Source organism: Bifidobacterium xylocopae (genome assembly GCF_003315615.1).
Taxonomy (GTDB): Bacteria; Actinomycetota; Actinomycetes; order Actinomycetales; family Bifidobacteriaceae; genus Bombiscardovia; species Bombiscardovia xylocopae.
On the sequence record NZ_PDCH01000008.1, the window covers coordinates 45,893 to 68,130 of the forward strand.

General features: G+C 65.9%; 16 protein-coding genes and 2 tRNA genes. 2 read left to right on the forward strand and 16 right to left on the reverse strand.

The features are described 5' to 3' along the window. The first annotated feature begins 170 nt into the window (after positions 1-170). Positions 171-1,820 carry an MDR family MFS transporter gene (locus CRD59_RS04915; protein ID WP_113853579.1) on the forward strand — a complete coding sequence of 550 codons (1,650 nt, stop codon included), beginning with the start codon at positions 171-173 and terminating at the stop codon, positions 1,818-1,820. Positions 1,821-1,980: 160 nt separating this feature from the next. Here the strand turns inward: CRD59_RS04915 and CRD59_RS04920 are convergent, their stop codons facing one another. The 12 genes from CRD59_RS04920 to CRD59_RS04975 form a co-directional block, all read right to left on the reverse strand. Beyond that, the gene (locus tag CRD59_RS04920) at positions 1,981-2,799 is read right to left on the reverse strand and encodes an HNH endonuclease family protein (protein WP_113853612.1); all 819 of its coding nucleotides are present in this window, start codon (positions 2,797-2,799) and stop codon (positions 1,981-1,983) included. Positions 2,800-2,812: 13 nt separating this feature from the next. After that, positions 2,813-3,661, reverse strand: coding sequence for an aldo/keto reductase (locus CRD59_RS04925; RefSeq protein WP_113853580.1), 849 nt, complete (start codon positions 3,659-3,661; stop codon positions 2,813-2,815). A 190-nt stretch (positions 3,662-3,851) separates the two neighbouring features. After that, complete coding sequence (araA, locus tag CRD59_RS04930) at positions 3,852-5,369, reverse strand: L-arabinose isomerase (protein ID WP_113853581.1); 1,518 nt, start codon at positions 5,367-5,369, stop codon at positions 3,852-3,854. 54 nt (positions 5,370-5,423) lie between these two features. After that, complete coding sequence (locus CRD59_RS04935) at positions 5,424-6,116, reverse strand: L-ribulose-5-phosphate 4-epimerase (protein ID WP_113853582.1); 693 nt, start codon at positions 6,114-6,116, stop codon at positions 5,424-5,426. An 87-nt stretch (positions 6,117-6,203) separates the two neighbouring features. Beyond that, on the reverse strand, positions 6,204-7,832 hold the full coding sequence (locus CRD59_RS04940; RefSeq protein WP_113853583.1) for a xylulokinase: 1,629 nt from the start codon (positions 7,830-7,832) through the stop codon (positions 6,204-6,206). Between the two features lie 147 nt (positions 7,833-7,979). Further along, positions 7,980-9,092: a LacI family DNA-binding transcriptional regulator gene (locus CRD59_RS04945; protein ID WP_113853584.1), complete on the reverse strand. Its 1,113-nt coding sequence runs from the start codon at positions 9,090-9,092 to the stop codon at positions 7,980-7,982. Between the two features lie 87 nt (positions 9,093-9,179). After that, complete coding sequence (locus tag CRD59_RS04950; RefSeq protein ID WP_113853585.1) at positions 9,180-9,899, reverse strand: ribonuclease HII; 720 nt, start codon at positions 9,897-9,899, stop codon at positions 9,180-9,182. Next, on the reverse strand, positions 9,896-10,723 hold the full coding sequence (gene lepB / locus CRD59_RS04955) for a signal peptidase I (protein WP_113853586.1): 828 nt from the start codon (positions 10,721-10,723) through the stop codon (positions 9,896-9,898). The genes CRD59_RS04950 and lepB overlap by 4 nt, the downstream gene beginning before the upstream one ends. Before the next feature lie 197 nt (positions 10,724-10,920). After that, a complete protein-coding gene (gene rplS / locus CRD59_RS04960) occupies positions 10,921-11,292 on the reverse strand; it encodes a 50S ribosomal protein L19 (RefSeq protein WP_113853587.1) in 372 nt (123 codons plus the stop codon). 316 nt (positions 11,293-11,608) lie between these two features. Beyond that, on the reverse strand, positions 11,609-13,303 hold the full coding sequence (pgi, locus tag CRD59_RS04965) for a glucose-6-phosphate isomerase (RefSeq protein ID WP_113853588.1): 1,695 nt from the start codon (positions 13,301-13,303) through the stop codon (positions 11,609-11,611). Positions 13,304-13,438: 135 nt separating this feature from the next. Beyond that, positions 13,439-14,692 (reverse strand): hypothetical protein, encoded by a 1,254-nt coding sequence (locus tag CRD59_RS04970; protein WP_127920941.1) that lies wholly within the window; start codon positions 14,690-14,692, stop codon positions 13,439-13,441. Between the two features lie 3 nt (positions 14,693-14,695). After that, positions 14,696-15,820, reverse strand: a complete 1,125-nt coding sequence (locus CRD59_RS04975; protein WP_113853590.1) for a mannose-1-phosphate guanylyltransferase — start codon at positions 15,818-15,820, stop codon at positions 14,696-14,698. Positions 15,821-15,951: 131 nt separating this feature from the next. On the opposite strand from CRD59_RS04975, the gene CRD59_RS04980 reads away from it, so the two are divergent. After that, positions 15,952-16,024: transfer RNA gene (locus tag CRD59_RS04980), tRNA-Thr, on the forward strand. Positions 16,025-16,189: 165 nt separating this feature from the next. Here the strand turns inward: CRD59_RS04980 and CRD59_RS04985 are convergent. The 4 genes from CRD59_RS04985 to CRD59_RS05000 all read right to left on the reverse strand — a co-directional run bounded on the left by CRD59_RS04985 (position 16,190) and on the right by CRD59_RS05000 (position 22,227). Next, positions 16,190-16,271, reverse strand: a tRNA-Leu gene (locus CRD59_RS04985). Between the two features lie 111 nt (positions 16,272-16,382). Further along, the gene (locus CRD59_RS04990; protein WP_127920942.1) at positions 16,383-19,040 is read right to left on the reverse strand and encodes an Ig-like domain-containing protein; all 2,658 of its coding nucleotides are present in this window, start codon (positions 19,038-19,040) and stop codon (positions 16,383-16,385) included. A 266-nt stretch (positions 19,041-19,306) separates the two neighbouring features. Beyond that, a complete protein-coding gene (locus CRD59_RS04995) occupies positions 19,307-20,215 on the reverse strand; it encodes a class C sortase (RefSeq protein WP_113853592.1) in 909 nt (302 codons plus the stop codon). An 83-nt stretch (positions 20,216-20,298) separates the two neighbouring features. Further along, entirely contained in the window at positions 20,299-22,227 is a 1,929-nt protein-coding gene (locus CRD59_RS05000; RefSeq protein WP_113853593.1) for an isopeptide-forming domain-containing fimbrial protein, read from the reverse strand. Between the last annotated feature and the right edge of the window lie 11 nt (positions 22,228-22,238).

Genomic DNA, 22,238 nt, shown 5'->3' on the forward strand with positions numbered 1-22,238 from the left:
AACAGCATGGCCACGCCTGCTGCCTTTCCCGACAGCGGAATCCAGCCGGCAGCACCGCTGTCATTCGGCCGGCGAAACGCCGTCGCGGCAGGCATGATAAAACTAATGGATCCGGTCAGGCCGTCCGAGGCGCCCGGCACATTCTGATAGAGCAGAGGAAGTGGTTGCGAATGAGGAAACCGGAGCTGGCTGCAAGCAAGCAGGCGCTCAGCAGGGAAGCGGCCTTCACCGACGGCCACCTGACCCGGCCGGCTCTGATATCCCTGTCCATCCTTACTGCGATCACCTTTCTGGGCAACTTCACCCAGCTCCAGCTGGCTTCGGCCCTGCCGACGATTGTGGGCGAGTTCGGCATCACGCTGACGACCGGGCAGTGGCTCACCTCCGTCTTCCAGTTGGTGATGGGCGTGATGGTTCCGCTCACCGGCTTCCTTACCAAGCGCTTCTCCACGCGGCAGATCGTCATCACCTCGATGGCGGTCTTCACACTCGGCTCGATTCTGAGCTGGCAGTCCACCTCCTTCGCCCTTGTGCTCCTGGGGCGCATACTGGAGGCGGTCGGCACGGGCACCATGTGGCCGGTCCTGCAGATCACGGTCTTCTCCATCTATCCGCTGGCAAAACGAGGCATGGCCATGGGCACAGTGGGCGTGGCCATGAGCGTCGCCCCGGCGATCGGCCCCACCTTCGGAGGCTGGCAGACCGACTCGCATGGCTGGCGCTCCATCTTCCTGTCGCTGACGGTCCTGGGGCTCATCGGTCTGGTCGCTTCCACCTTCTGGCTGCATAACTTCGGCGAGACGGACAAGACGATCAGGACCGACTTCTTCTCGGTGGCCCTCTCGATCTTCGGCTTCGGCGGGCTCATGTTCGGATTCACCAACATCGAGAACTTCCCCATGGCCAATCCCATGGTCTGGCTGCCGATGGCCATCGGCCTGGTGGGCATCGTCTGGTTCGTCCTCCGCCAGCTCCACCGGAGCAAGCCCCTGCTTGACCTTCGCGTATTGAAGGTCAAGAACTTCACGGTCGGCACCGCCATCGCCTCCCTGTCATTCTTCGCCTTCAGCTCGGTGACCGTCATCCTCCCCCTCTACATCCAGACAGACCGGGGTTTCTCCGCCACCATGTCCGGATTGGTCATGCTGCCGGGCGCGATCGGCACCGCCATCGCCCAGTTCTTCGGGGGCCGGCTCCTTGACCGGATGGGTGCACGGCCCGTTGCCCTGACCGGCTGCACCATTCTGTTCCTCGGCACCGTCGGGATGAGCATGATCGGTTCGACCACTTGGATCGGCATGGTCTCCATACTCCAATTCACTCGCCAGATCGGCATGGGCTTCACCCTGATGCCGCTGACCACCTGGTCCCTGAACAACCTGCCGCCCAAGGATCTGTCCGCCGGTTCTGCCGTGACCAACACGGCCCGGCAGATCGCCGGCGCCGTGGGTGCGCCGGTCCTGGTCATCCTCATGGAGACGATCACCGCCATGCACCACCAGTCGGTCGGCGGCGGAGCCTCCACCCAGATCGCCTCCAACATCTTCGGCGTCCAATGGGCCCTGCGCATCTCAGGCATGATCTGCTTCGGCATGCTGATCCTGGTCTATTTCGGGGTCCGGGGGGCGGACGCGGGCTCCGGCCGCGCCATGACCCGTATGGTCCTGCGCCACATGCACTTCGTCCACGTTCCGGGTGCCGCATCGGCGCGCAAGGCTTCAACCAGTGAGGCCGAGGCCGACAAGAAGGAGGAGGCCGCGGCCACGCAGATGACCACTCCGGCCATCAACGCACCCGCCAAGCCCATCGATAAAGGCTGACGGGCCAGCATCCCCGGTCATACAGCAGGGCCGGCGGCGCCGACAATGCGCGCCGCCGGCCCTTGGCTCCCGAACCCACTGCCCCCGGACCGATGAACCGACATGCCGCAACGGACCTGCCCCTCCCCCGGCAGCATACAGTCCCGGACTGCGTCAGACCTCAGCCGCTGGGCACCGGCTGACCCGGGCAGGAATGCAGGACCGCCAGCATGGCGTCCTTCTCCCGGCCGGTCACGCTCAACCCATACTTGGCCTTGACACCGATCTGCCGGGCCACATAATCACAGTGGTATTCGGCCCGGGGCGGCAACCAGTAATCCGCCGAGGCCGAACCCTTCTCCTGGTTGGAAGGCCCATCCACGGCCAGCAGATTGTATGGGTCGTTACCCAGTCGGTAGCGTCGGGCCTGGTCCCAGTCGGCGGCTCCGGAGCGCCAGGCGTTCTCCAAGGCCACGACATGGTCGATCTGCACGGCCGAGCTGGTCCTGACCCCCCGGGTGAAGGGGATGGTCCTGCCCGTGTAGGGGTCCTGCAGGGTCCCACTGGCCACCTTGCAGCCGCCTTGAGTGGTGTACCGCACGTTTTTCAGGTCCCTGGCCAGGACATCCTCACGGATGTTGCAGCCGTCCCCGTCGTCATCGGTCTGTTTGAATCCGAAGGAATCCCGGTTGTAGTGACGGTGGACCCTGGGCCGGTCGACCACGGGCAGGGAGCCCAAGGTCTGCGCGGCATCGCCGGTGGCGGTGTAACCGCCGGTCATCCTGGAAACCTGCGGGCTCAACCGGGGCAGGACCAGACCGACGGTGATGCCGACGACGACCGCCAGGACCAGGGCGATCAGGAGCCGCTCGGTCAGGCTGGATGAGCGGAAGCGCACCGAACCGTGCGACGGCCTGCTCCACGGGCCCTGTCCGGCACTCCCCCATGCCCCGTATCCCTTCCTGCGTCTGCGCGGGCGATTCGGCCCGTCTGGCCCCATGTATCCACCCATGTCAGGCGTAGGTGAAGGTCATGGGATCATGCCCGGCACGGATGGGGCCGTCCAGGGCGTCGATCGCCTCATGCTCGTCGGCTCCCAGACGGAAGGAGAAAAGGTCAAGGTTCTCCTCCTGCCGCCGGCGGTGGACCGACTTGGGGATGATGATCGTGCCATTCTCGATATGCCAGCGCAGGATGACCTGGGCCGGGCTGACGCCATGGGACCTGGCGATACGCCCGATCACGCCGTCGCCCGCCTCCAGATCGGCCCCTCGGGCCAGAGGTGAGTATGCCTCCACGGCGATTCCGCGCTCCTTGCAATACGCGACCGTGTCACGCTGCTGCCATGAGGGATGCAGCTCGATCTGGTCCACGCTCGGGTATTCTCCGGTCTCGGCATGCAGCCGTTCCAGATGATCCGGCAGGAAGTTGCACACCCCCAGCGTGCGCACACGCCCCTCCCCCCGCAGGCGGTCGAAGGCCCGCCAGGTCCGGTCGGCCCGCCAGTCGAAGGGCGTGGGCCAGTGAATCATATACATGTCCACGTAATCGGTGCCCAGCGCACCGATCTGCCGGTCGAAGGCCCTCAGGGTCGAATCGTACCCCTGCTCGGAATCCTTGAGTTTGGTGGTCAGCCACAGATCCTTGCGTCTGTCGCCATCGGCGTATCCAGCCCGGACCAGCCCCCGGCCCACGCCGGCCTCGTTGCCGTAGCCGGCCGCGGTGTCGATGTGCCGGTAACCGACGGCCAGGGCCGATTCGACCACACCGTCCGTCCGCTCGTCCTCCACCCTCAGGACGCCCAGGCCCACCTGTGGGATCACCATCCCGTCGTTCAACCCGATGCCCGGCACCTGCCCCATGCTCGCTCTCTCCTTAGTCCCGCGCCCCAGGCGTGGTTCGTCATCCGCTCGTCGTCAGGACCACTCTAGTAGGACCTGCGACCCGACCGGCACCGGTCAGGACATGTGGTCGAATGTGCCAGGACGGGGGACGACGGAGGGCCGGCCGTCGCGAAGCGCGGCGGCCGGCCCTCCTGCCGGTCCCTCCGGATCAGTGGCGATCATTCAGCCGACGGTAGATCTCCTCCATCTTCAGGTCCTTCTCGAAGCGGGCGGGCTCGGTGGATCCGTCGATCACCGCCAGTTCGACGCCTGCGATACGGGCGAAGTCCTCCCAAGCCTCGCGGCCCACAGAAGTGGTCATGCAGGTGTGATGGGCGGCGCCCGAACGCAGCCAGCATTCGGCGGACACCTTCAGGCTCGGCTGCGGCTTCCACAGGGCGCGGGCGGTCGGCAGCACCTTGAGGGATCCATCGGGCTCGACCACGTCGACCACATTCATGACCAGACGGAAGCGCTCACGCATGTCGGCCATGGAGACCACGACCGCGTCCTTGTGCGGGGCCACGGAGAAGACCAGGCGAACCGGATCGGACTTGCCGCCGATGCCCAGCGGGTGGATCTCCAGCTTGGGCTTGGCCATGAAGCCCACAGCCGGTGAGACCTCGAGCATGTGCGAACCCATGATCTCCTCATGGCCGGGTACGAAGTTATAGGAATAGTCCTCCATCAGGGAAGCCCCGCCCTGCAGACCGGCGCCCATGACCGAGCCGATGCGCACCAGCATGGCGGTCTTCCAGTCCCCCTCGGCCGAGAAGCCGTATCCATGCTCGGAGGGCAGACGCTGGGCTCCCACGCCCGGCAGTTGGCTGAGCCTGCCCAGGTCCTCGAAGTTGTCGACCGCGGCTGTGGCCCCATAGTCCTCCATCATGTTGACCATGCCGGCCTCTTCCCTGGCGGCGGTGAAGAGCTCGTCATAGCGGGCGTCCAGGAGCTCGGGGGCCACGTCGTACTTGGCCTTGTAGTCCTCGATCAGCGCCTTGACCTGGTCATCCTTGACCTTGTCCACATAGGAGACCAGCTCGTTGACGGCCCAGGTGTTGACCTGACTGCCGAACACACGCTCCGCCTCCGTCTTGTCGCCTTCGGTGACAGCCACATTGCGCATGTTGTCGCCCCAGCGCATCACGCGCATGGTCTGAGCCGCGTCCCATCCTGCGCAGGCGCGCGCCCATGTGCCGATGCGTTCGGCCACCTCGGGATCCGTATAGTGGCCGACCACGATCTTGCGCGGGATACCCAGGCGGGACAGGATGTAGCCGAACTCGCGGTCACCGTGGGCCGACTGGTTCAGGTTCATGAAGTCCATGTCGATGGTGTCCCAGGGGATCTCGAAATGGTGCTGGGTGTTCAGCTGAAGCAGGGGCTTGGTCAGCACTTCCAGCCCACGAATCCACATCTTGGCCGGTGAGAAGGTGTGCATCCATGCCACCACGCCGATGCAGGCCGGGTCCGCCGAAGCCTCGGTCATGAACCGCTTGATGCCGTCGGAGGACTTGAGGGTGGGCTTCAGGACCAGCTTGACCGGGATCCTGCCCGTCCTGTTGAGTGCGTCGGCGATTGCCGTGGACTGCTCAGCCACCTGGCGTAGGGCATCCTCGCCGTAGAGGTCCTGCGAACCGACGCCGAACCAGATCTCCTTGCCTTCGAAGGGGTCCTTCATACTCATAATGTACTTCCTTTGCTTGCTTGCTGCTGCTGGAAATGGTTCGAAACGCCAGGCTCAGTGCTGACCGTAGACGTTCTGGTAGCGGTCGTTGAGCTTGGCGATGTCGGCCGGATCGATCTCGATGATGTCCCCCAGTTGGGATGCCGCCCACATGGTATGCGCCACCTCCTCCGTCATGGCGGCCGCCTTGACCGCCGCCTCCGCGTCCCGACCGATGGTGAAGGGGCCATGGTTCTGCATCAGGACCGCCGGCGAGTGGGGGTACTGCTTGAGGGTATCGACCACACCCTTGCCGATCTCCTCGGAACCGATCAGGCGGAAGGGCCCCACAGGGACCGGACCACCGAACTCATCACCCATCATGGTCAGGCCGCAGGGGATGTTCCTGCCGGTCGCGGCCCAAGCCGTCGCATACGTGGAGTGGGTGTGCACGACACCGTACACGTCGGGCATGTGCCGGTAAATATAGGCATGGGAGGCGGTGTCGGAACTGGGAGCCTCCGCTCCGTCGACCACGTTGCCCTCCAGGTCGGTGACCACCATGGACCGGGGGGTCAGGTATTCGTAACGCACGCCCGAAGGCTTGATCACCATCAGGTCGGCGGTGTGCAGACGCTGGGAGACGTTACCGGCGGTCCAGACCACCAGATTCCACTTGATCAGCTGCTCATGCAGGCTGGCCACCTGCTCGCGCACCTGCTTGACCTCGGCCCGCACCTCCGGCGAGAAATCAGCCAATGTAGCCATGACAACTCCTATCCGTATTGATGTCAACTGCACAACGTGTTTCGCAACCGATCCGGGCGACGCATCAGCCCGTGGGGGCTGCGGTGATCAGGATTGCAGGGGTATGGCCCCGATCGCGGCCCGCTCAATGGGCAGACCCCGCCGCCAGCGGCGGAAGAAGGTCTCGAAGCCCTCCACATCCCTCCCATCGGGCTGTTCGGTCGTGGATTCGACGGCCGCGAAGACCCGTTGGTCCAGGTAGTCCGCCAGACCCAGTTCGGCGTGGCCCAGGTAGTCGGCCAGAACGGCCATTCCCCAGGCCCCGCCCTCCGCTGCGGTGGACATGACCTTGATCGGGGCGTCGAACGCGGCGGCCAGGATCTTCTGCGCCACCTTGGGAGTGGTGAACACACCGCCGTGGCCCACCAGGGAGTCCACCTGCACGCCTTCGTCCTTGGTCATCACGTCCATGCCGATCTTGACCGGCGAGAAGGCGGAGAGCAGCTGGGCGCGCATGAAATTGCCCAATCCCATCCGGCTCTCCGGACCGCGCGCGAAGACCGGACGGCCTTCGTCCAGGCCGGCCAGGAACTCTCCCGAGTAGAAGCAGTAGTTGATCAGCCCGCCGGCATCCGGCTCGCCTTGCAAGGCCGCACGGAAGAGGGTGCCGTACAGGTCATCTGCGCCGATGCTGAATCCGGCGGCCTTGGCGAAGTCTGCGAAGACCTTGGCCCAGGCGTTCAGGTCCGAGGTGAAGTTGTTGGCATGGCTCATGCCGGCCGGGTCGCCGGCAGGGGTGGTGACCGGATCGACCTCCGGGTGCAGAGCCTTCAGCCGCCGCTCCAGCACCACCATGGCGAAGATCGAGGTACCGGCGGAGACATTGCCGGTGCGGGGCCGCACGGCGTTGGTCGCCACCATGCCGGTGCCCGCATCCCCTTCGGGAGGGGCCAGCGGACAGCCTGCCTCCAAGGTGCCTGTCGGGTCCAGGAGCCGGGCTCCCTCTGTGGTCAGAGAGCCAGCGTCCTGGCCGGCCACCATGGGCTTGGGCAGCAGATCGGCGATGTCCCAAGGCTGGGCGGCCACCTCGGGCAGGCCCCGGAACAGGTCCAGCATGCCCTGGTCGAAGACGCGCTTATCGGAGTCGATGGGGAACATGCCGGAGGCGTCGCCGATGCCGATGACCTTTTCGCCGGTCAGCCGCCAGTGCACGTAGCCGGCAAGGGTGGTGAAGAAGGCCACATGCGGCACGTGCGGCTCCCCGTCCAGGATGGCCTGGTAGAGATGGGCGATCGACCAACGTTCCGGGATGTTGAAGCCGAAGAGCTCGGAGAGTTCGCGATGGGCACGGCCGGTGTTGGTGTTGCGCCAGGTGCGGAAGGGCACCAGGAGCTCACCTGCAGCATCGAAGGCCAGGTAGCCGTGCATCATCGCGGAGAAGCCCATCGCGCCGATTCTTGCCAGGCCGCAGCCGTAGCGATCCCTGACATCTGCGGCCAGTGCGCCATAGGCGGCTTGCAGTCCCCGCCAGACATCCTCCAGGGGGTATGTCCAGAGGCCATCCACCAGCTGGTTCTCCCAGCCGTAATCACCGGAGGCCAGGGTCCTGCAGTTTTCATCGATCAGGACGGCCTTGATGCGGGTGGAGCCGAACTCGATTCCCAGACGGGTGCGCCCCTCTTCGATGGCCCCTGCCGCTTCGTCCCGCGTGGGTTCCTGTGCAATCGGATTGACCATTGGTGGACTCCTTTGTAACCGGTTCACGCCCCCCGCCGGCCTCCTGGAACCGCTCCCGGACCTGTTGGAAACACGCGATTGTGAGCGCTCACATTGCTGACTTGATTATAACCCCATATACGGGTGCGGGCAAGCCGCGGACGGGCGCTACAGGTGGCGGACGGCGTGACCCAGGGACGAGCGCAGGACCAGATCGGCCTTGATCAGCCCTACCCCGTGCCGGTTGACCGGGAATTCAGCCGGCTGCCCCTGGTCGGTCAGGGCCAGGACCTGGCGCATGGTGGCCGCGCCCAAGTCCTCGAACCGCGGGTGGACCGTGGTCAGGGGCGGCAGCATGTTGTCCACCGACGGCATATCGTCGAACCCCACCAGGGAGATGTCATGCGGGATGCGAAGGCCATGCTCGTGCAAGGCCCGGGCGGCGCCCACGGCCTGGTTGTCGTCGGCCGTGACCACGACCGAGGGCAGGGCGGCGCCGCTCATCCCCCGCTCATCGATCAGGTGGTTCATCAGGGCGTAGGACTCCCGGGCCTGCCAGGAACGGGTGTGGACCACAGCGGTGCGTATCCGATGGTGCAGGGCTGCGGCGCGCCAGGAATCCAGGCGGGTCGCGGCATCCCGCCACTCGGCCGGACCGGCTATGTACAAGGCGGTGCGATGGCCACGCGAAACCAGGAGCCTGGCCACATCCTGCACCGCGCCCCACTGGTCGATGCCGGTGAGGGCGATCCTGCTGGAACGCCGGGACAGGCCCGGCGCCTCGTCCGCCCGCACAGCACCGTGGGTGGAGGTGACCACCACCCTGGGCTGGCTCACCTGCGCCCTGCAAGCTGCCTCGAACATGGCATCGGTGGGGGTCAGGAATATGAATGCGTCCACGTTCTGCTGCAGGAACCCTTCGCACATGGCCTCGAAGTCGGTCTGCGTGCAATGGGCCTCGTCCACCATCATCACCGACATGAACAACCCGTGCTCCCTGGCGATCGACTCGATGGAGGTGATCGACGAGACCGGGCCGAAATGGTCCACACCGCCGGCGATCAGGCCGATTGTGCGTGAGCGGGCGGAGGCAAGGGCGCGGGCCGAGTTGCTCGGCCGGTAGCCCAACTGTCCAATAGCGGCCTGGACCTTGGCACGGGTCCGGGCGGAGACGTCAGGCGAATGGTTGATGACCCGGGATACGGTCTGGTGGGAGACCCCGGCCAGCTGCGCCACCTGGAAGATGGACGGGCGGTTGCTGCCCTTCCTGGTCGTCGCCATATCCCGGCCTCCTTTGCGCTGACCGCCCAAAGCGGCCCTTCCGAGCTTACTACCCCTTCCGGTGGCGCACCCAAAAGCCTCCGCCCCTCAGGCCAGGTGCCAGGACAGACGGTGGTAGGCGGTGGGGCCCAGGCGGGCGATGGCCTCCTGATGGGCGCGCGAACCATACCCCTTGTTCCGCTCCCAGCCATAAGGCGCGTATTCGGGGTGGCCCTGCGCCAGTTCCACCATGAGCCGGTCCCGGGTCACCTTGGCGATGACCGAGGCGCAGGCGACGCTGGCGCAGGAGGCGTCGGCCTTGACCTTGGTCGTCACACCCGGGTACAGGGGCAGCGACGGGGCGTCCAGGGTGCCCATGGCCTTGCCGATATAGTCATAGGGGCCATCGAGGATGGCGGCGATACGGGGGGCATCCACACCCCCGTCTGCGAGCGGCCGGCCGGCAGCCTCGAGCTGTCCTTCCACATGCTCCAAGGCCCGCAGTGCCGCCAGGCCTAGGGCATGCATGATCCCCCACTGGTCGATTTCCTGGTTGCTGGCCGAACCTACGGCCCAGGACGCCGCCCAGCCTTCCAGGGACTGGACCATGCCCTCGCGGGCCGCCGGGGTCAGCAACTTGGAGTCGGCCAGCCCCTCCGGGACCACGAGCTCAGCCAGATGGTCCGACCTGAGGGCCACTGCCCCGACCATGACCGGACCGGCCAGGGCCCCACGGCCCACCTCGTCCAAGCCGACCACCCATTCGGCACCCTGCCGGGCCAAGGCGGCCTCGACATCCAGGCTGGGAGGCTTCCTGCGGGCCTTCATCGCTCACCTCCGAACACACGCCCGGACGGTCCGTCCCCGCTCCCGATGTCCGGCACCGAAGCGAAGGGCCCATGGCCGTCGTCAAGCCGTCTGACATGCCCGACGGGCCAACAGGTGAACACCGCCACGCCCGTCACATTGGCCACGGGCACCATACCGTCGGCACCATCACCGCGATGGTATCGGGAATCTGCTGAATTGGCGCGGTTGTCACCCAAAACGAACAGGTGGCCGGCTGGGACGGCCACATCGAAGGCGAAGGCACTGGGCTCCGCACCAGGCTTGAGATAGGAGGATTCGTCGATGGGCGAGCCGTTGACCGTGATCGGATGCCCCCCACCCTCGCAGGCGACCCGATCGCCGGGCAGGCCGATCAGGCGTTTGATCAGGAAGTCGTCGCGCGAATCCGGGCCCGCTCCTTCCGAACCCAGCCAGCCGGCCGGATCACGGAAGACGATGATGTCACCGCGCCTGAGCCCGCCCCGGTTCAGGGTCAGATTCTGGGTGGTGATCACCCGGTCGCTGACTGCGAGCGTGTTCTCCATGGAGCCGGACGGGATGGAGTACTGCCCCAGGAGGAAGATGCGCGTCCCCAGGACCAGCAGGATCGGCAGCAGGCAGGCCAGCAGCAGTTTGCGGACGACCTCGCCGAGTTCATGGCGTATCGAATCAGGCAGGACCAGGCGTGAGGCATGTCGTGGATGGAGTTCGAAGGCCTTGCGGACATCATCACCGGAACGCGGGGCAAGGACCGGGAGTTGAGGAGGGGGTGCCGGCCCGGCAGGCCGGGCACGGCGAATACGGCCGTCGCCTCTCCTGTCCATATTCCCTCCTAAGAGCACGCAGGCGGGGAAAGTCGCAACCCCGCATCGACCGACCCCACCCGTGGGCGAACCGCCCTCTGGCAGCATACAACAGGAAGGGCCCGAAAGCCTTGCGGCTTCCGGGCCTTTCACAGGCTCCCTCTAGGAGCGACGGAACGGGCGGACCCGCCGGGGCACTCCCGGGGACCCGAACCGGCTCACTTGGCCTGGCCGGCCTTGGGCTCACGACGCTCGGGGATACGAGCGGCCTTGCCGCGCAGGTTGCGCAGGTAATAGAGCTTGGCGCGACGGACACGACCATGGCGGGTGACCTTGATCGATTCGATCTGCGGGGAATGCAGGGGGAAGCGACGCTCCACACCGACTCCGAAGCTGATCTTGCGCACCAGGATCGTCTCACGAACGCCCTTGCCCGAACGGGCGATGACGATGCCGGTGAAGGTCTGGATTCGGGTGTGGTCACCCTCGCGGATGTTCACATTCACCTCGACGGTGTCGCCGGGGCGGAAGGAGGGAATCTCCTCCTCGCCCTTCATGTGCTTGGCGTCGAATTGCTCAATGGCGTTCATGTCCACCTCCGTCGCCGCCGCATATCAGCGTACTGTATTCAAGGGCGGCCGGCCCATAAGGCCGACGCCCGCATCCGAGCCCTGCAGGTCAGCCCACAGGGAATCGCCGATCCGCCGGTTCTACCGGCTGGACCCAAGTGGAGGGGGCCTATGCGGCAGCCCACCTCCCGGCATGACAGGTAACCATTCTACCCCCTGCGCAGGACCCGTTTCCACCCATGCCCGGCCGTGGCCACGATCAGGCCGGGGGAATGCGGCAGCGGGCGCGCCGCGCTCCAAGGCAGGCCCCGCCCGTCGGAGGCGGGGCCGACCCAGCTCAGTTGCGGTGGGCCCTGTAGAAGGCGATCAGCGCACGGGTGGACTGGTCCTGTCCGGCCAGGGCCGCGTCGTCCTTGGAGATGGCGGGGGTGATTTCCTGGGCCAGCTTCTTACCCAGCTCCACACCCCACTGGTCGTAGGAGTCGATCCCCCAGACCGTGCCCTCGGTCAGCGTGATGTGCTCATAGAGAGCGATCAGCTCACCCAGGGAATAAGGTGTGAGCGCCTGTCCGAAGATGGAGGTGGTGGGACGGTTGCCGGTGAAGACACGGGCGGGGACGATGGCCTCCGCAGTGCCTTCGGCACGCACCTCGTCGGCCGTCTTGCCGAAAGCCAAGGCCTTTGTCTGGGCGAAGTAGTTGGCCAGAAGGAGCTCATGCACGTCCTGGTCGCCGTCCTTGGCCGGATTCGGCGTATTCGCGAAGGCGATGAAGTCGGCCGGGATCAGACGGGTGCCCTGGTGAATCAGCTGGTAGAAGGCGTGCTGGCCGTTGGTGCCGGGCTCACCCCAGAAGATTTCGCCGGTCTGCGTGGTGACGGGCGTGCCGTCCCAGCGCACGGACTTGCCGTTGGACTCCATCGTGAGCTGCTGCAGGTATGCCGGGAAGCGGTGCAGGTACTGGTCATAGGGCAGGACCGCATGGGAGTGGGCACCGAAGAAGTTGACGTACCACACGTTCATCAGGCCCATGAGCGCCACCACGTTGCGCTCGAACGGGGTGGTTCGGTAATAGGTGTCGATCGCATGGAAGCCCTGCAGGAACTCCTCGAAGCGCTTGGGCCCGAAGACGATGGCCAGCGAGGTGCCCACGGCGGAGTCCACCGAGTAGCGGCCGCCCACCCAGTTCCAGAAGCCGAATGCGTTGGCCGGATCGATGCCGAAGGCCTCAACCTTGTCAAGGGCCGTGGAAACGGCGATGAAGTGGCGCTTGACGGCTTCGGCGCAGGAGGCGTCCGACCCGTCGATGACGCCCTTGGACTTCAGCCTGCCCAGCAGCCAGGCGCGGGCCTCCCGGGCGTTGGTCAGGGTCTCCAGGGTGGAGAAGGTCTTGGAGACGATCACGAACAGGGTGGTCTCGGGGTCCAGGTCCCTGGTCTTCTCGGCCAGGTCGTTGGGGTCGACGTTCGAGATGTAGCGGGCGGAGATGCCGGCATCCGCATAGGGCTTCAGGGCCTCATAGACCATGACGGGCCCAAGGTCGGAGCCCCCGATCCCGATGTTGACCACGGTCTCGATTCGCTTGCCGGACACACCCTTCCACTCGCCCGAACGCACCTGGTCGGCGAAGGCGTATACCCGCTCCAGGGTCTCCCGCACATCCTTGACCACATCCTGGCCATCGACGATCAGCTTGCCCTTGTCGTCATCGGGACGGCGCAGTGCCGTGTGCAGGACAGCGCGGTCCTCGGTGTTGTTGATGTGGCCGCCGGTGAACATCTGCTCGATGCGCTCGTCCAGGTGCACGTCCTTGGCCAGCTGTGCGAAGAGCCCCAGCGTCTCCGGCTTGATCAGGTTCTTGGAGAGGTCGAAGTGCAGGTCGCCCGCCTCGAAGCTGAGCTTCGCGGTGCGCTCGGGATCGGCCGCGAACCAGTTGCGCAGGTTGATTCCTTCGGCCTGCATCGCGTCGAAGTGCCGCTGGAGCTGAGCCCAGGCCGCCGTCTTGCTGGCGTCCACAGGAGGATTGATGGCCATCTGAGGGTCCTTTCGTCGGGGAAATGCCGTCCGCGATCCACCTGCCGTTGGGCTGGGCGAACCGGTTTGCTACCACTGCTTACGCTACTCACAAAAGCAGACAGAAAGGCACAAAAAAGCAAATGTCCGGGCGGTTCACCCCAGACACGTACGTCGCCGCTTGCCCAGGCCCAGCAAGCGCAGGGCGGGCTGCCGCACCAGGAGGTCCAGCAGGAGCACAATCAGGGTGAAAACGAGCGAAAAAGCCAACCCAGCCGCGAAGAACGCGATGAAGGCCGGCGTGGTCCCGCCGTGCAAGGCCTCGGCCAGCAGTTTCTCGCAGGCGGGCGCCCACCAGTCGTGGGCCAGGGATTGAACAATGTAAAAACCGAGAATGCCCGAGGCCAGCGCCGCGATTGCACTTCGTCCCTTACCGGCCGGCTCCGCCGTCGAACCGCTCCTATCCGGCTGCAGGGCGCACCAGCACAGGGCGGCCAGTGCCAGTGCGAAGGCGAGCAGGGATGTGGACTTGAAAGACAGCGCATAGAGCGCTGCAGCGGATCCGCGCATGGCCCAGTAACCGGTGAGGATCAGGGTGAGGACCAGTAGGCAGCCCAGGGCCCTGCCCCAGAAAAGGGAGCCGGTCCAGGCGGAGCGGCCGGATGGCTGTGACCGCTGCCGTACGGCCCACCCCAGGGCACCGGCTACAGCGAAGGACACCAGATAGGTGAGTGCACTCATCTGCTTGCGCCAGTCGAGCAGACCCCGGGCCGCCGTATCGCCCTGGTTCACGAAAGCGATGTATCCGTTGAGCACTTGGACGGCCACCAGCAGCAGAACACCGCAGGCCCGCGCCCAGCCGGAGCCGGAACAGCGGCGCAGGAGCCAGGCCCAGGCGGGTGCCAGCAACACGAACAGCATGTAAAGCCACACGAATTCGAGACCGGGGCCGACCCATTGCAGCCTGCCCGCGGCGGGCAAGGTATGGAAGCGAGCGTTGGCCGCAACCAGCAGCAGCGCATACAGAGCGATTGTGGCAAGCACCGGAAGGCAGCGGCGTACCCCCGCCAGCAGCTGCGAGCGCCAGTAGCCCGGGGAATCGGCCTGGGACGCCATGCCCGGCACCAGATACCAGGCGGAGATCATGTAGAACACATGGTTGCCCCAGGAGCCCAGCAGGGCGATCAGACCCAGCAGCCACAGGGCCCAGCCCGGCCGGTTGGGCAAGGCCGAGACCACCAAGGCGGGCAGGGCATCAGATGGGTCGACGGCAGCCGGATGGGTGGCGGCCCAGAACCAGGGCGAGAATACATGGAACACGGAGATGCCGGCTATGGCGGCCAAACGGAGGGCCTCCACGCGTATGTTCCTGGGCTTGCGGACCGGCCTTGGGGCGCTACGGCTGTCCACGCCCTACAGAATGCCTTCCCGGCCATCTTCGGCCAGCTTGGCGACCATGTCCTTGACCTCCTGGCTGCGGGCGCGTGGGGCCACCAGCAGGGCATCGGGCGTGTCCACCACGACCATGTCGTCGACGCCCAGCAGCGCCACGAGCCGGCCCGACCCCGGCAGCACCACGTCTCCGGCCGAGTCCAGGCACTCGACCAGGTCCGAATCCCCCAGGATCTTCATGTTGCTTCGATCGGAGGAAGGCAGCAGGGCTGCGGCGGAGTTGAAGTCGCCGATGTCATCCCAGCCGAAGCCGCCGGGCACCACGGCCACACCACCGTCAGCCGACAGGGGTTCGGCCACCGAGTAGTCGAAGGCTATCTTCTCGATGCCGGCCCAGTGCCCGTCCATGGCGGCCCGCCGCTCCTCCTCCCCCTGGTCCCAGGCCTGCGCGATGGCCATGACGGACTGGTGAAGCCGGGGTCGATACCGTCTGAGGCAGTCGAGGACCACGTCGGCCCGCATGACGAACATGCCGGCGTTCCAGCGGTATTCCCCGGTGGCCAGGTAGGCCTGGGCCGTGGCCGCGTCCGGCTTCTCCACGAACTCGCTGACCAGCCGCGCGTCGGGGGCGTCAGGAACCCGGTCCGCCAGTGAGGGGCCCTGGTGGATGTATCCGAAGGCCGTGGAGGGACGCGAGGCCGCTATGCCGATCGTGGCCACATATCCGGCCCGGGCGGCGGCCACGGCCTGGCGCACCGACATGGCGAAGGCCCCGTCATCACGGATAACATGGTCGGCCGCGAAGGATCCCACGACGATGCGTTCCCCATGCCGTCGGGCCAGCACGGCTGTGGCCAGGGCGATCGCGGCTGTGGAGTCGCGCGGCACCGGCTCTGCGAACACTGCGTCCGGCCCCAGCCCGGGCAGTTGCCTACGCACAGCGTCAACATGCTGCACCCCGGTCGAAACGGCCACATGGTCCTCCCCGCAGATGGAGGCCAGTCGATCGAAAGTGGCCTGGATCATGGTGCGACCCTGGCCCAACAGGTCGAAAAGGAACTTCGGCCGTCCCTTGCGGCTCAGGGGCCACAGTCTGGTACCCACTCCCCCGGCGGGGATGATGGCGTAGAAATCGTCCATGCTCATACCCCCATTCTCGCAAGGGACCCGTACAGCTGCCGCCGTGCCAGGTGACTGGACAAATCGAGCCCACCCGCTACAATCTTCTATGTTGTCCATGGTCGCCGGCGGTGAACACTTCCGGCTCCGGGCGGCAGGCCACTTTAGCTCAGTTGGCAGAGCGTCTCACTCGTAATGAGAAGGTCGACAGTTCGATTCTGTCAAGTGGCTCCCTTTCCTCCACCCGGCTCATCGTCGCCGGCGTTCCCTGGTGAAATTGACAGCCCCATGCTCTATGACGCCACCCCATACCCGAATCCTCATTGTCCCCGGCGTGATTCTGCCTTGCGGCCCCACCCGTCCCCTGTCCAATGGACGGGCTGTTGCTCCCACAAGTGCGCACGGGGGGACTTGAACCCCCACGACCGAAGTCACAGGAACCTAAATCCTGCGCGTCTACCGATTCCGCCACGTGCGCCTGGGCCAGCGGCCCGCATTCAATCTAGCACGGCCCCGGGTTCACACCCGCCAGGCCAGACCGGGGAGGGCCGATCCGGACATCCCCCGACCGTCACGGACCAACCCCCTCTCACCGGGATCCGGCCTGCTCGCGGAGCCTTCGGACCACCACAGCGCCCAGGAAGCCCACGGCCAGACCGGCATACACCATCCAACCATGGCCCCCGGCCAGGGGCAGGCTACCCACGTTGGCCGGCTCGGTCAACTGCACAATCCTCGGGGCGGACTGATTGTCCGCCGCGTCCTCGGCCCTTACGGTCACCTCCCCCTTCCGCATGCCGGCCGGCGTGGAAATGGACCAGGCGCCCTGTCCGTCGGCGACCGTCGAAGCGTGGCCCCCATCCGGCCAGGTGACGCTGATGCGGGCCCCAGGCTCCGGCGAATGCGACCTTCCCCCGACGGCCTTCCCGCTCACCTGCCCCAGGTCGGAGGCCGATACACCCGGGTCGGGCGGGTCCATATCCACGCGCATCGCAAAATCACGGGAGGCCGATTCCGCACCGGCCCGGTTGACCAGTACGGCAACGAAACGGAAGGTCTCCCCCTTCCCGTCGGCGGGTTGGCGGTCCAGGAAATACTTCGGCTCGGCCTCCAGCTCCCACTGCTGGTCACCTGCGGGGATTGATTCGATCCGGGCCACCACGGCGGTGTCGGGCATGGGGCCCGCCTCCGGTCCGCCTGACGGCGTTTGCAGGGTCGGCGCTTTGCGCGCGTGGGATACGGCCGACGTCCGGGTCTGCGGTGCCTCCGTCGATTCCTTTCCCTCCGCCGCCCCGGTCCGGCCGGCGCCATCCGGGTCGGGCAGGGCGTAGACCTTGAGGGCGTCCCCGTCGTGTATGGGCGCGGCGGTGCCTGCCAGCGTGAGTTTCGAGCCGTCCGGCAGCACTCCGTTGACCGTATGCGGCACCGCGACCGACGTCACCTTCGGTGCGGGGTCCTTGTCGGCCATGAAGTGGACCGTGACGGTGTTGGAGAACTCCGAAGTCAGGTCGTAGCCGCTGCTGGTCTCGGTCTGCCAGGCGTGGTAACGCCGGGTGCCGGATTCGGTGTTCGCAGGCGAAGCGGTGTTCGGGTCCCTGATCGCCCATGTTCCGTCCTCGGCCACCGTGGTCCGGCCTATCAGCACTCCTTTGGTGTCGGGGTCATCGGGGGCGTCGGGCTTGATGGGTTTGGCGGGGTCCTGCGCATACAGGCTCAGCAGGTCGCCGGGTTCGCCGCTGCCGGAGATGAGTGGGGTCAGGCTGCCGGCGTAGGAACCGTCTTTGGGGCTGCTGATGACCGGTCGGTCCGGCCGCGCCACGTCATAGCGGTAGTAGGCCGTGTCCACGGTCCATCCCATGCTGATGCGCTCGGCGATCGTGTGCTGATCCATGTCCGCGCTGATGCCTGCATCAGGGTTGTAGAAATCCTTCATCGGCTCCGCGTCGCAGCCCGTGATGCTCCCATCCGGGTTGGTGGTGATCGGCCACGTCACCAGTTTGAAGTATCCGTCGAGGCCATCGGCCTCCTTGGCCAGTTTGAAATCGATGGAGCCGTCGGCGTGTTGGGCGGAGGGTTTGCCTGCGCCGGGTCCGGGTGCGAGCAGGTAGTTCTTCTTGTCGCTCCGGACCGGTTCATTGAAGGAGGACGAGGCGTTGGCATCCGGCGGCGGCACGGCTGCCACGACCCTCTTCTGGCCGTCCACGCGCTGCACCTGGGGGGTCAGCGAGGACACAGGAACCCACTTGCCGGCTTTGGTGCCTAGCCATTGGTAGTAGAACGAGGTGTTGCGGGAGCATCGTTTGCCGGTGTCCTGGTCGGGGTTGTACCAGTAGACGAAGAAGGACTTGCTGGGTGCCACGCCCGCACGTTCGGGGCGGCCGGCGAAGCCATGGTCGGTGACCAACCCCCAATTCGCCTGGCCCCCGCTCCACAGGGCGGGGTTGGCGTCCCAGCCGATGAAGGACATGGGGCCATTGCAGGCGGGGTAGGCGGAGCCCGGGCTGCAATAGGGGGTGTACACGTAGGCCGGGTGGTCCGCCGCTATGTTGGTGGACCGTTCCGGATCCAGGCTGGCCGCGGCGTCGAAGCTGATGCTGTCGGTGTTGGCCCAGGGTTTGCCATCATCGCCGACGGTCGCATAGACATATTGGTTGATCCGGGCGCCGCCCACGCGCTCCGTGTCGACGAAGTCCGTGGCCCCCGGGTCATAGCTCCCCGGCGAGGCGTCATTGGGGTAGTCGATGTCGCACTCCATCGAGATGTTCAGATAGTCGTAGGCACCGGAATTGATGACGGTGTGTATCGTGTAGAAACCGTCCACATTGCTGGCCCATCGGCTGGCGCCGGCACCGTTCTCCCCAAGGGTGTTCAGGTAATGCAAATGGTTGTACTGGGTGACCCGTTTGCCGACGCCATAATACGAATACAGTATGTTCAAGCCGCACTTGTCGGCACCGCTGACGCTGATCGCCCCCTCCGGCACGCACTCCGGGTTCACCAGCCCGTGGGCCACCCGCAGGATGAAATCCATCCTCAACTCGTCGTTCTGGGTGTCAATCCGGTCGTTGTAGGCGAGCATCTGGTACAGCTGCGGCTTACGATCAGGCTTGCGCGCATCCATCCCGCCCTCGGCGCTGAGATCGGCGCTCGCCGTGGCCGCCGGCCTGAGTACGCCGAACACCGCCACGATCGTCAGCAGGGCCGCCAGACACACGGCCCCCGTTCTTCCACCATCGTTCTTCCTCATCATCACCTGCTGCCGGCATCCAGTAGACGGGGCGCTTGCGAGCGCCCGCCGTCCTCGTCGTCTTCACGCCAAGGTGGGGTGTCAGGCATCCGCCCTCATCGACCCACCGCCATCACAGGAAGCGGCTGACCGCTCCTGGCATAGGTGAACAGGAAAACACAACTGATGTATTTAATCAAGCATATTTATTCGATAGATAGAGCTATCGCATAGCTTTATTCCGCATTATTCCTGACCTTAAGAGGGTCTACCGGCATTTGTGTGACTTAATAAACATTGAGCTTATCAAGTAATTTCCCGGCCCCTGAGTCCCCGTTCCTGCGGGCATGGCGGGCGCTCAATGTCCGTCGCCTGGTCGAGGCGAACGCACCCACCCCGATGGCAAAGGCGGCCAGGCCGCAGCCCAACCCGATCAGGACCGCGTCCTTGGGGGCGTCATCCGGTTCAGGCACGACCCTCGGTATCGGGGCGCGCTCCCCGGTCAGCACCAGCCTCTGCGTATTGACCCCATAAGGGGTGCAGGTCATCAACGTGACCAGGTCCTTGCCCTGCACGACGGTGTACAGGTGCGTGTCATCGGGATCGACGACATGGATCGCGGTGATCCGGTACCCCATGGTCCGGCCCAGGGTGTCCACATAGAACACATCGCCGGGCTTGAGCTCATCCAGCCGCGTGAAGAGCAGGGCACCGGGCAGCCCCCGGTGCCCGGTCAGCACCGCGTTCGTCGACGGTCCCCCCACCGGCAGGCTGGTACCGTACAGGTGCCCGGAGCCCTGGGAGAGCGACTGGTCGGAGGTTCCATGGTAGATGGGCATATTCAGGGAAATCCTCGGCACCCGCACCGAGCCCATCAGTCCTCCACCGGTGTTGAGCAGGCCCTGGTAGTCGTGGTCGCGCTCGGCCATGGAGGCCTGCCGGCCACCCTGCAGATTGGGGGGCAGGAAAGGGTCCGAAGCCTCCCCCAAGGTCCCCTGCCCGCTGGCCGCTATCCGGCGGTTGTAGGCCCGGGCCAGCCTGAGCTCGCGCGCCACCCGCCCCTGGGGCCAGGCCGCGACGGCGCGAGCGCCCCGTTCCACAGCCCGCTGTTCAGCGCGCATATGGATCAACTGGGCCGAGGGGATCCACAAGAGAGCGCCCGCCGCCACCGTCAGACACAGGACGATCAGGGCCACCAGGAGCCTGTCGCCTCTGCGTTTACGGTCGCTGCGGACCCCCTGCCAATCCGCCTCGGGTCCGAAGACCGCCTCCTGGAAGCTCAGCTCCGGCTCGCATCCCTATGCCGCTTGAGCAGGAAGAGCCCACCTGCTGCGACCAGGGCCACCAGGGCCACCAGAACGGCCAGGATGATGCCGGCGCCGCCGGTCATGGGCAGCTGGGAGAGGGAGGAGACGTTGAAGATCCCGACGGAGTGCGAACCGGGGGCCGGAGCCAGCTGGGGCGCCTGGGTTGCGTCGTAGGACCAGGAGCCTGCGGACACCAGGTCCCAGGCATCCCCGGCGTTGCTCAGCTCGGGGTGGGCGGAGTCGGACCCCGGCCCTGGGGCGATGGTCACATCGAACGAAGGCTTGAACATGCCGGAGAAAGTGGCCGGCGGGTTGATCTCGGAGACCGTGTAGACCCCCGCGCCAAGGCCGTCGATGAAGAGGTGCCCCTTGGCCACGGCCTGGTCCGCGTGGCTGCCCGAATAGGAGCCGTCCGAGATCTCCAGTACATCGGAGACTCCGGCGCCCGTGCGACGCTGGTCGGCCAGGAGCTTATAGCGGCCGGGAATCGTCACTCCGTTGGCGTCCTTGACCTGACCGAATTTGAGCGCGACGTTCTGCCCCTGAGGCTTGATCGAGAAGCTGGCCCCGGTCAGGTCCCGGCTGTCCGCCTTGGCCTTCTTGGACAGCTCGAAGTGGTAGAAGTATGCGTTCAGACCGGGATTGTCTGTGGGCTGATAGGAGTCCTCGGAACCGCCGTTCCCCTGGTTGTCGGTCGGCTGGTTCATCGGGTCGGAGGAATAGACCAGCTTGGCCCGGTTCTTGACGGCACCGGACTGGGCGTCGTCGGTCAGCTGCATGTAGTAGGTCACGGTCACGGTGTCGCCCGGGGTCAGACCGGTGATGACCTGGGAGAGATTGAAATTGACCGAACCGTCGCCGTGGGCGTCGACGATGAATCCATCGCTGCCGCCGGAGCGCTCGGGCACCGGGGTCTGGGCGCCGCCCGAAGGTCCGGCGGTGACTGTCACCTGGTGGCCGCCATCGCGCACGAACTTCAGTCCGGCATCGGGCGTATCCACCAGCAGGTACTTGAAATTGCGGAAGCCGGTGGTCACCGGAACCCGGCCCGAGATCCGGTATTTCACATAGCCGCCGATGGATGCAGAGGAACCCCTGGACCCATCATGCACGGCCTGCTTGGTGATGGTGGGACGATCGTTCTTGATCTCCACCCGACCCAGGATGGGTGCCGTGGGCGAGGTCTCGTTCTTGAAGCGGGTGTATCCGGGGAAGGTGGAGGTCACGCCGACCGCGGTTCCCACCAGCATGGGGATCGAGTTGCTGTAGCCGCCCGGGCCGCCGGCGGCGGTCGTATCGACAACAACGTAGATCCCTTGGGCCAGACCGCTGAATGCGGCCGAGGTACCCGAGCCGGTGGCGGTGTAAGTCGAGCTGGCGACCAGGCCGGCGAAGGCCGGCTCTGCGACCAACTTGGTCACGAAGTCGCGCAGGTGACCGGCCCAGGCGTGATCGGCGCTGTTGGAGGTGGTGTCATCCTGGGATACGCCAGAGACGCCCTGCGACTGGAAACCCAACCATAGCGAGGACATCTCACCGACCGGATTGTCCTGGAAGGCCGGGGCGGGCGAAGCCGGGTGCACCGTGTGCAGGGCGTCGGCCGCGACCGTTTTGACTGCGTTCTCCGTACCCACCGAGACCGAGGTGAGCCTGCCGCCGTTGCCGGTCGTATCGACATTGGCCGACTGGTACAGGCCGATCTTCACGGCCTTGAACTGGTGGCCGTCCACTGCATCATGGGCACCGGAGATGGTAAGCCCCGCCAGGTTGGTCCTCAGGTCCGGGTTGGCCACTTCCACATCGGCTGAAGCCGTCTCGGCCCCCAGCAGCGAGACACCCACCAGGGTGGCCGTCGCCGCCAGCAGCCCGGCGGCCGCCCGCATCGCGTCACGTATCTTCATGACTTCTCTCC

Bases quoted from the DNA above. Each gene is read 5' to 3' on its own strand.
- CRD59_RS04915 (WP_113853579.1), top strand. From the start codon at position 171: ATGAGGAAACCGGAGCTGGCTGCAAGCAAGCAGGCGCTCAGCAGGGAA.
- CRD59_RS04920 (WP_113853612.1), bottom strand. From the start codon at position 2,799: ATGGGGCCAGACGGGCCGAATCGCCCGCGCAGACGCAGGAAGGGATAC.
- CRD59_RS04925 (WP_113853580.1), bottom strand. From the start codon at position 3,661: ATGGGGCAGGTGCCGGGCATCGGGTTGAACGACGGGATGGTGATCCCA.
- araA (WP_113853581.1), bottom strand. From the start codon at position 5,369: ATGAGTATGAAGGACCCCTTCGAAGGCAAGGAGATCTGGTTCGGCGTC.
- CRD59_RS04935 (WP_113853582.1), bottom strand. From the start codon at position 6,116: ATGGCTACATTGGCTGATTTCTCGCCGGAGGTGCGGGCCGAGGTCAAG.
- CRD59_RS04940 (WP_113853583.1), bottom strand. From the start codon at position 7,832: ATGGTCAATCCGATTGCACAGGAACCCACGCGGGACGAAGCGGCAGGG.
- CRD59_RS04945 (WP_113853584.1), bottom strand. From the start codon at position 9,092: ATGGCGACGACCAGGAAGGGCAGCAACCGCCCGTCCATCTTCCAGGTG.
- CRD59_RS04950 (WP_113853585.1), bottom strand. From the start codon at position 9,899: ATGAAGGCCCGCAGGAAGCCTCCCAGCCTGGATGTCGAGGCCGCCTTG.
- lepB (WP_113853586.1), bottom strand. From the start codon at position 10,723: ATGGACAGGAGAGGCGACGGCCGTATTCGCCGTGCCCGGCCTGCCGGG.
- rplS (WP_113853587.1), bottom strand. From the start codon at position 11,292: ATGAACGCCATTGAGCAATTCGACGCCAAGCACATGAAGGGCGAGGAG.
- pgi (WP_113853588.1), bottom strand. From the start codon at position 13,303: ATGGCCATCAATCCTCCTGTGGACGCCAGCAAGACGGCGGCCTGGGCT.
- CRD59_RS04975 (WP_113853590.1), bottom strand. From the start codon at position 15,820: ATGAGCATGGACGATTTCTACGCCATCATCCCCGCCGGGGGAGTGGGT.
- CRD59_RS04990 (WP_127920942.1), bottom strand. From the start codon at position 19,040: ATGAGGAAGAACGATGGTGGAAGAACGGGGGCCGTGTGTCTGGCGGCC.
- CRD59_RS05000 (WP_113853593.1), bottom strand. From the start codon at position 22,227: ATGAAGATACGTGACGCGATGCGGGCGGCCGCCGGGCTGCTGGCGGCG.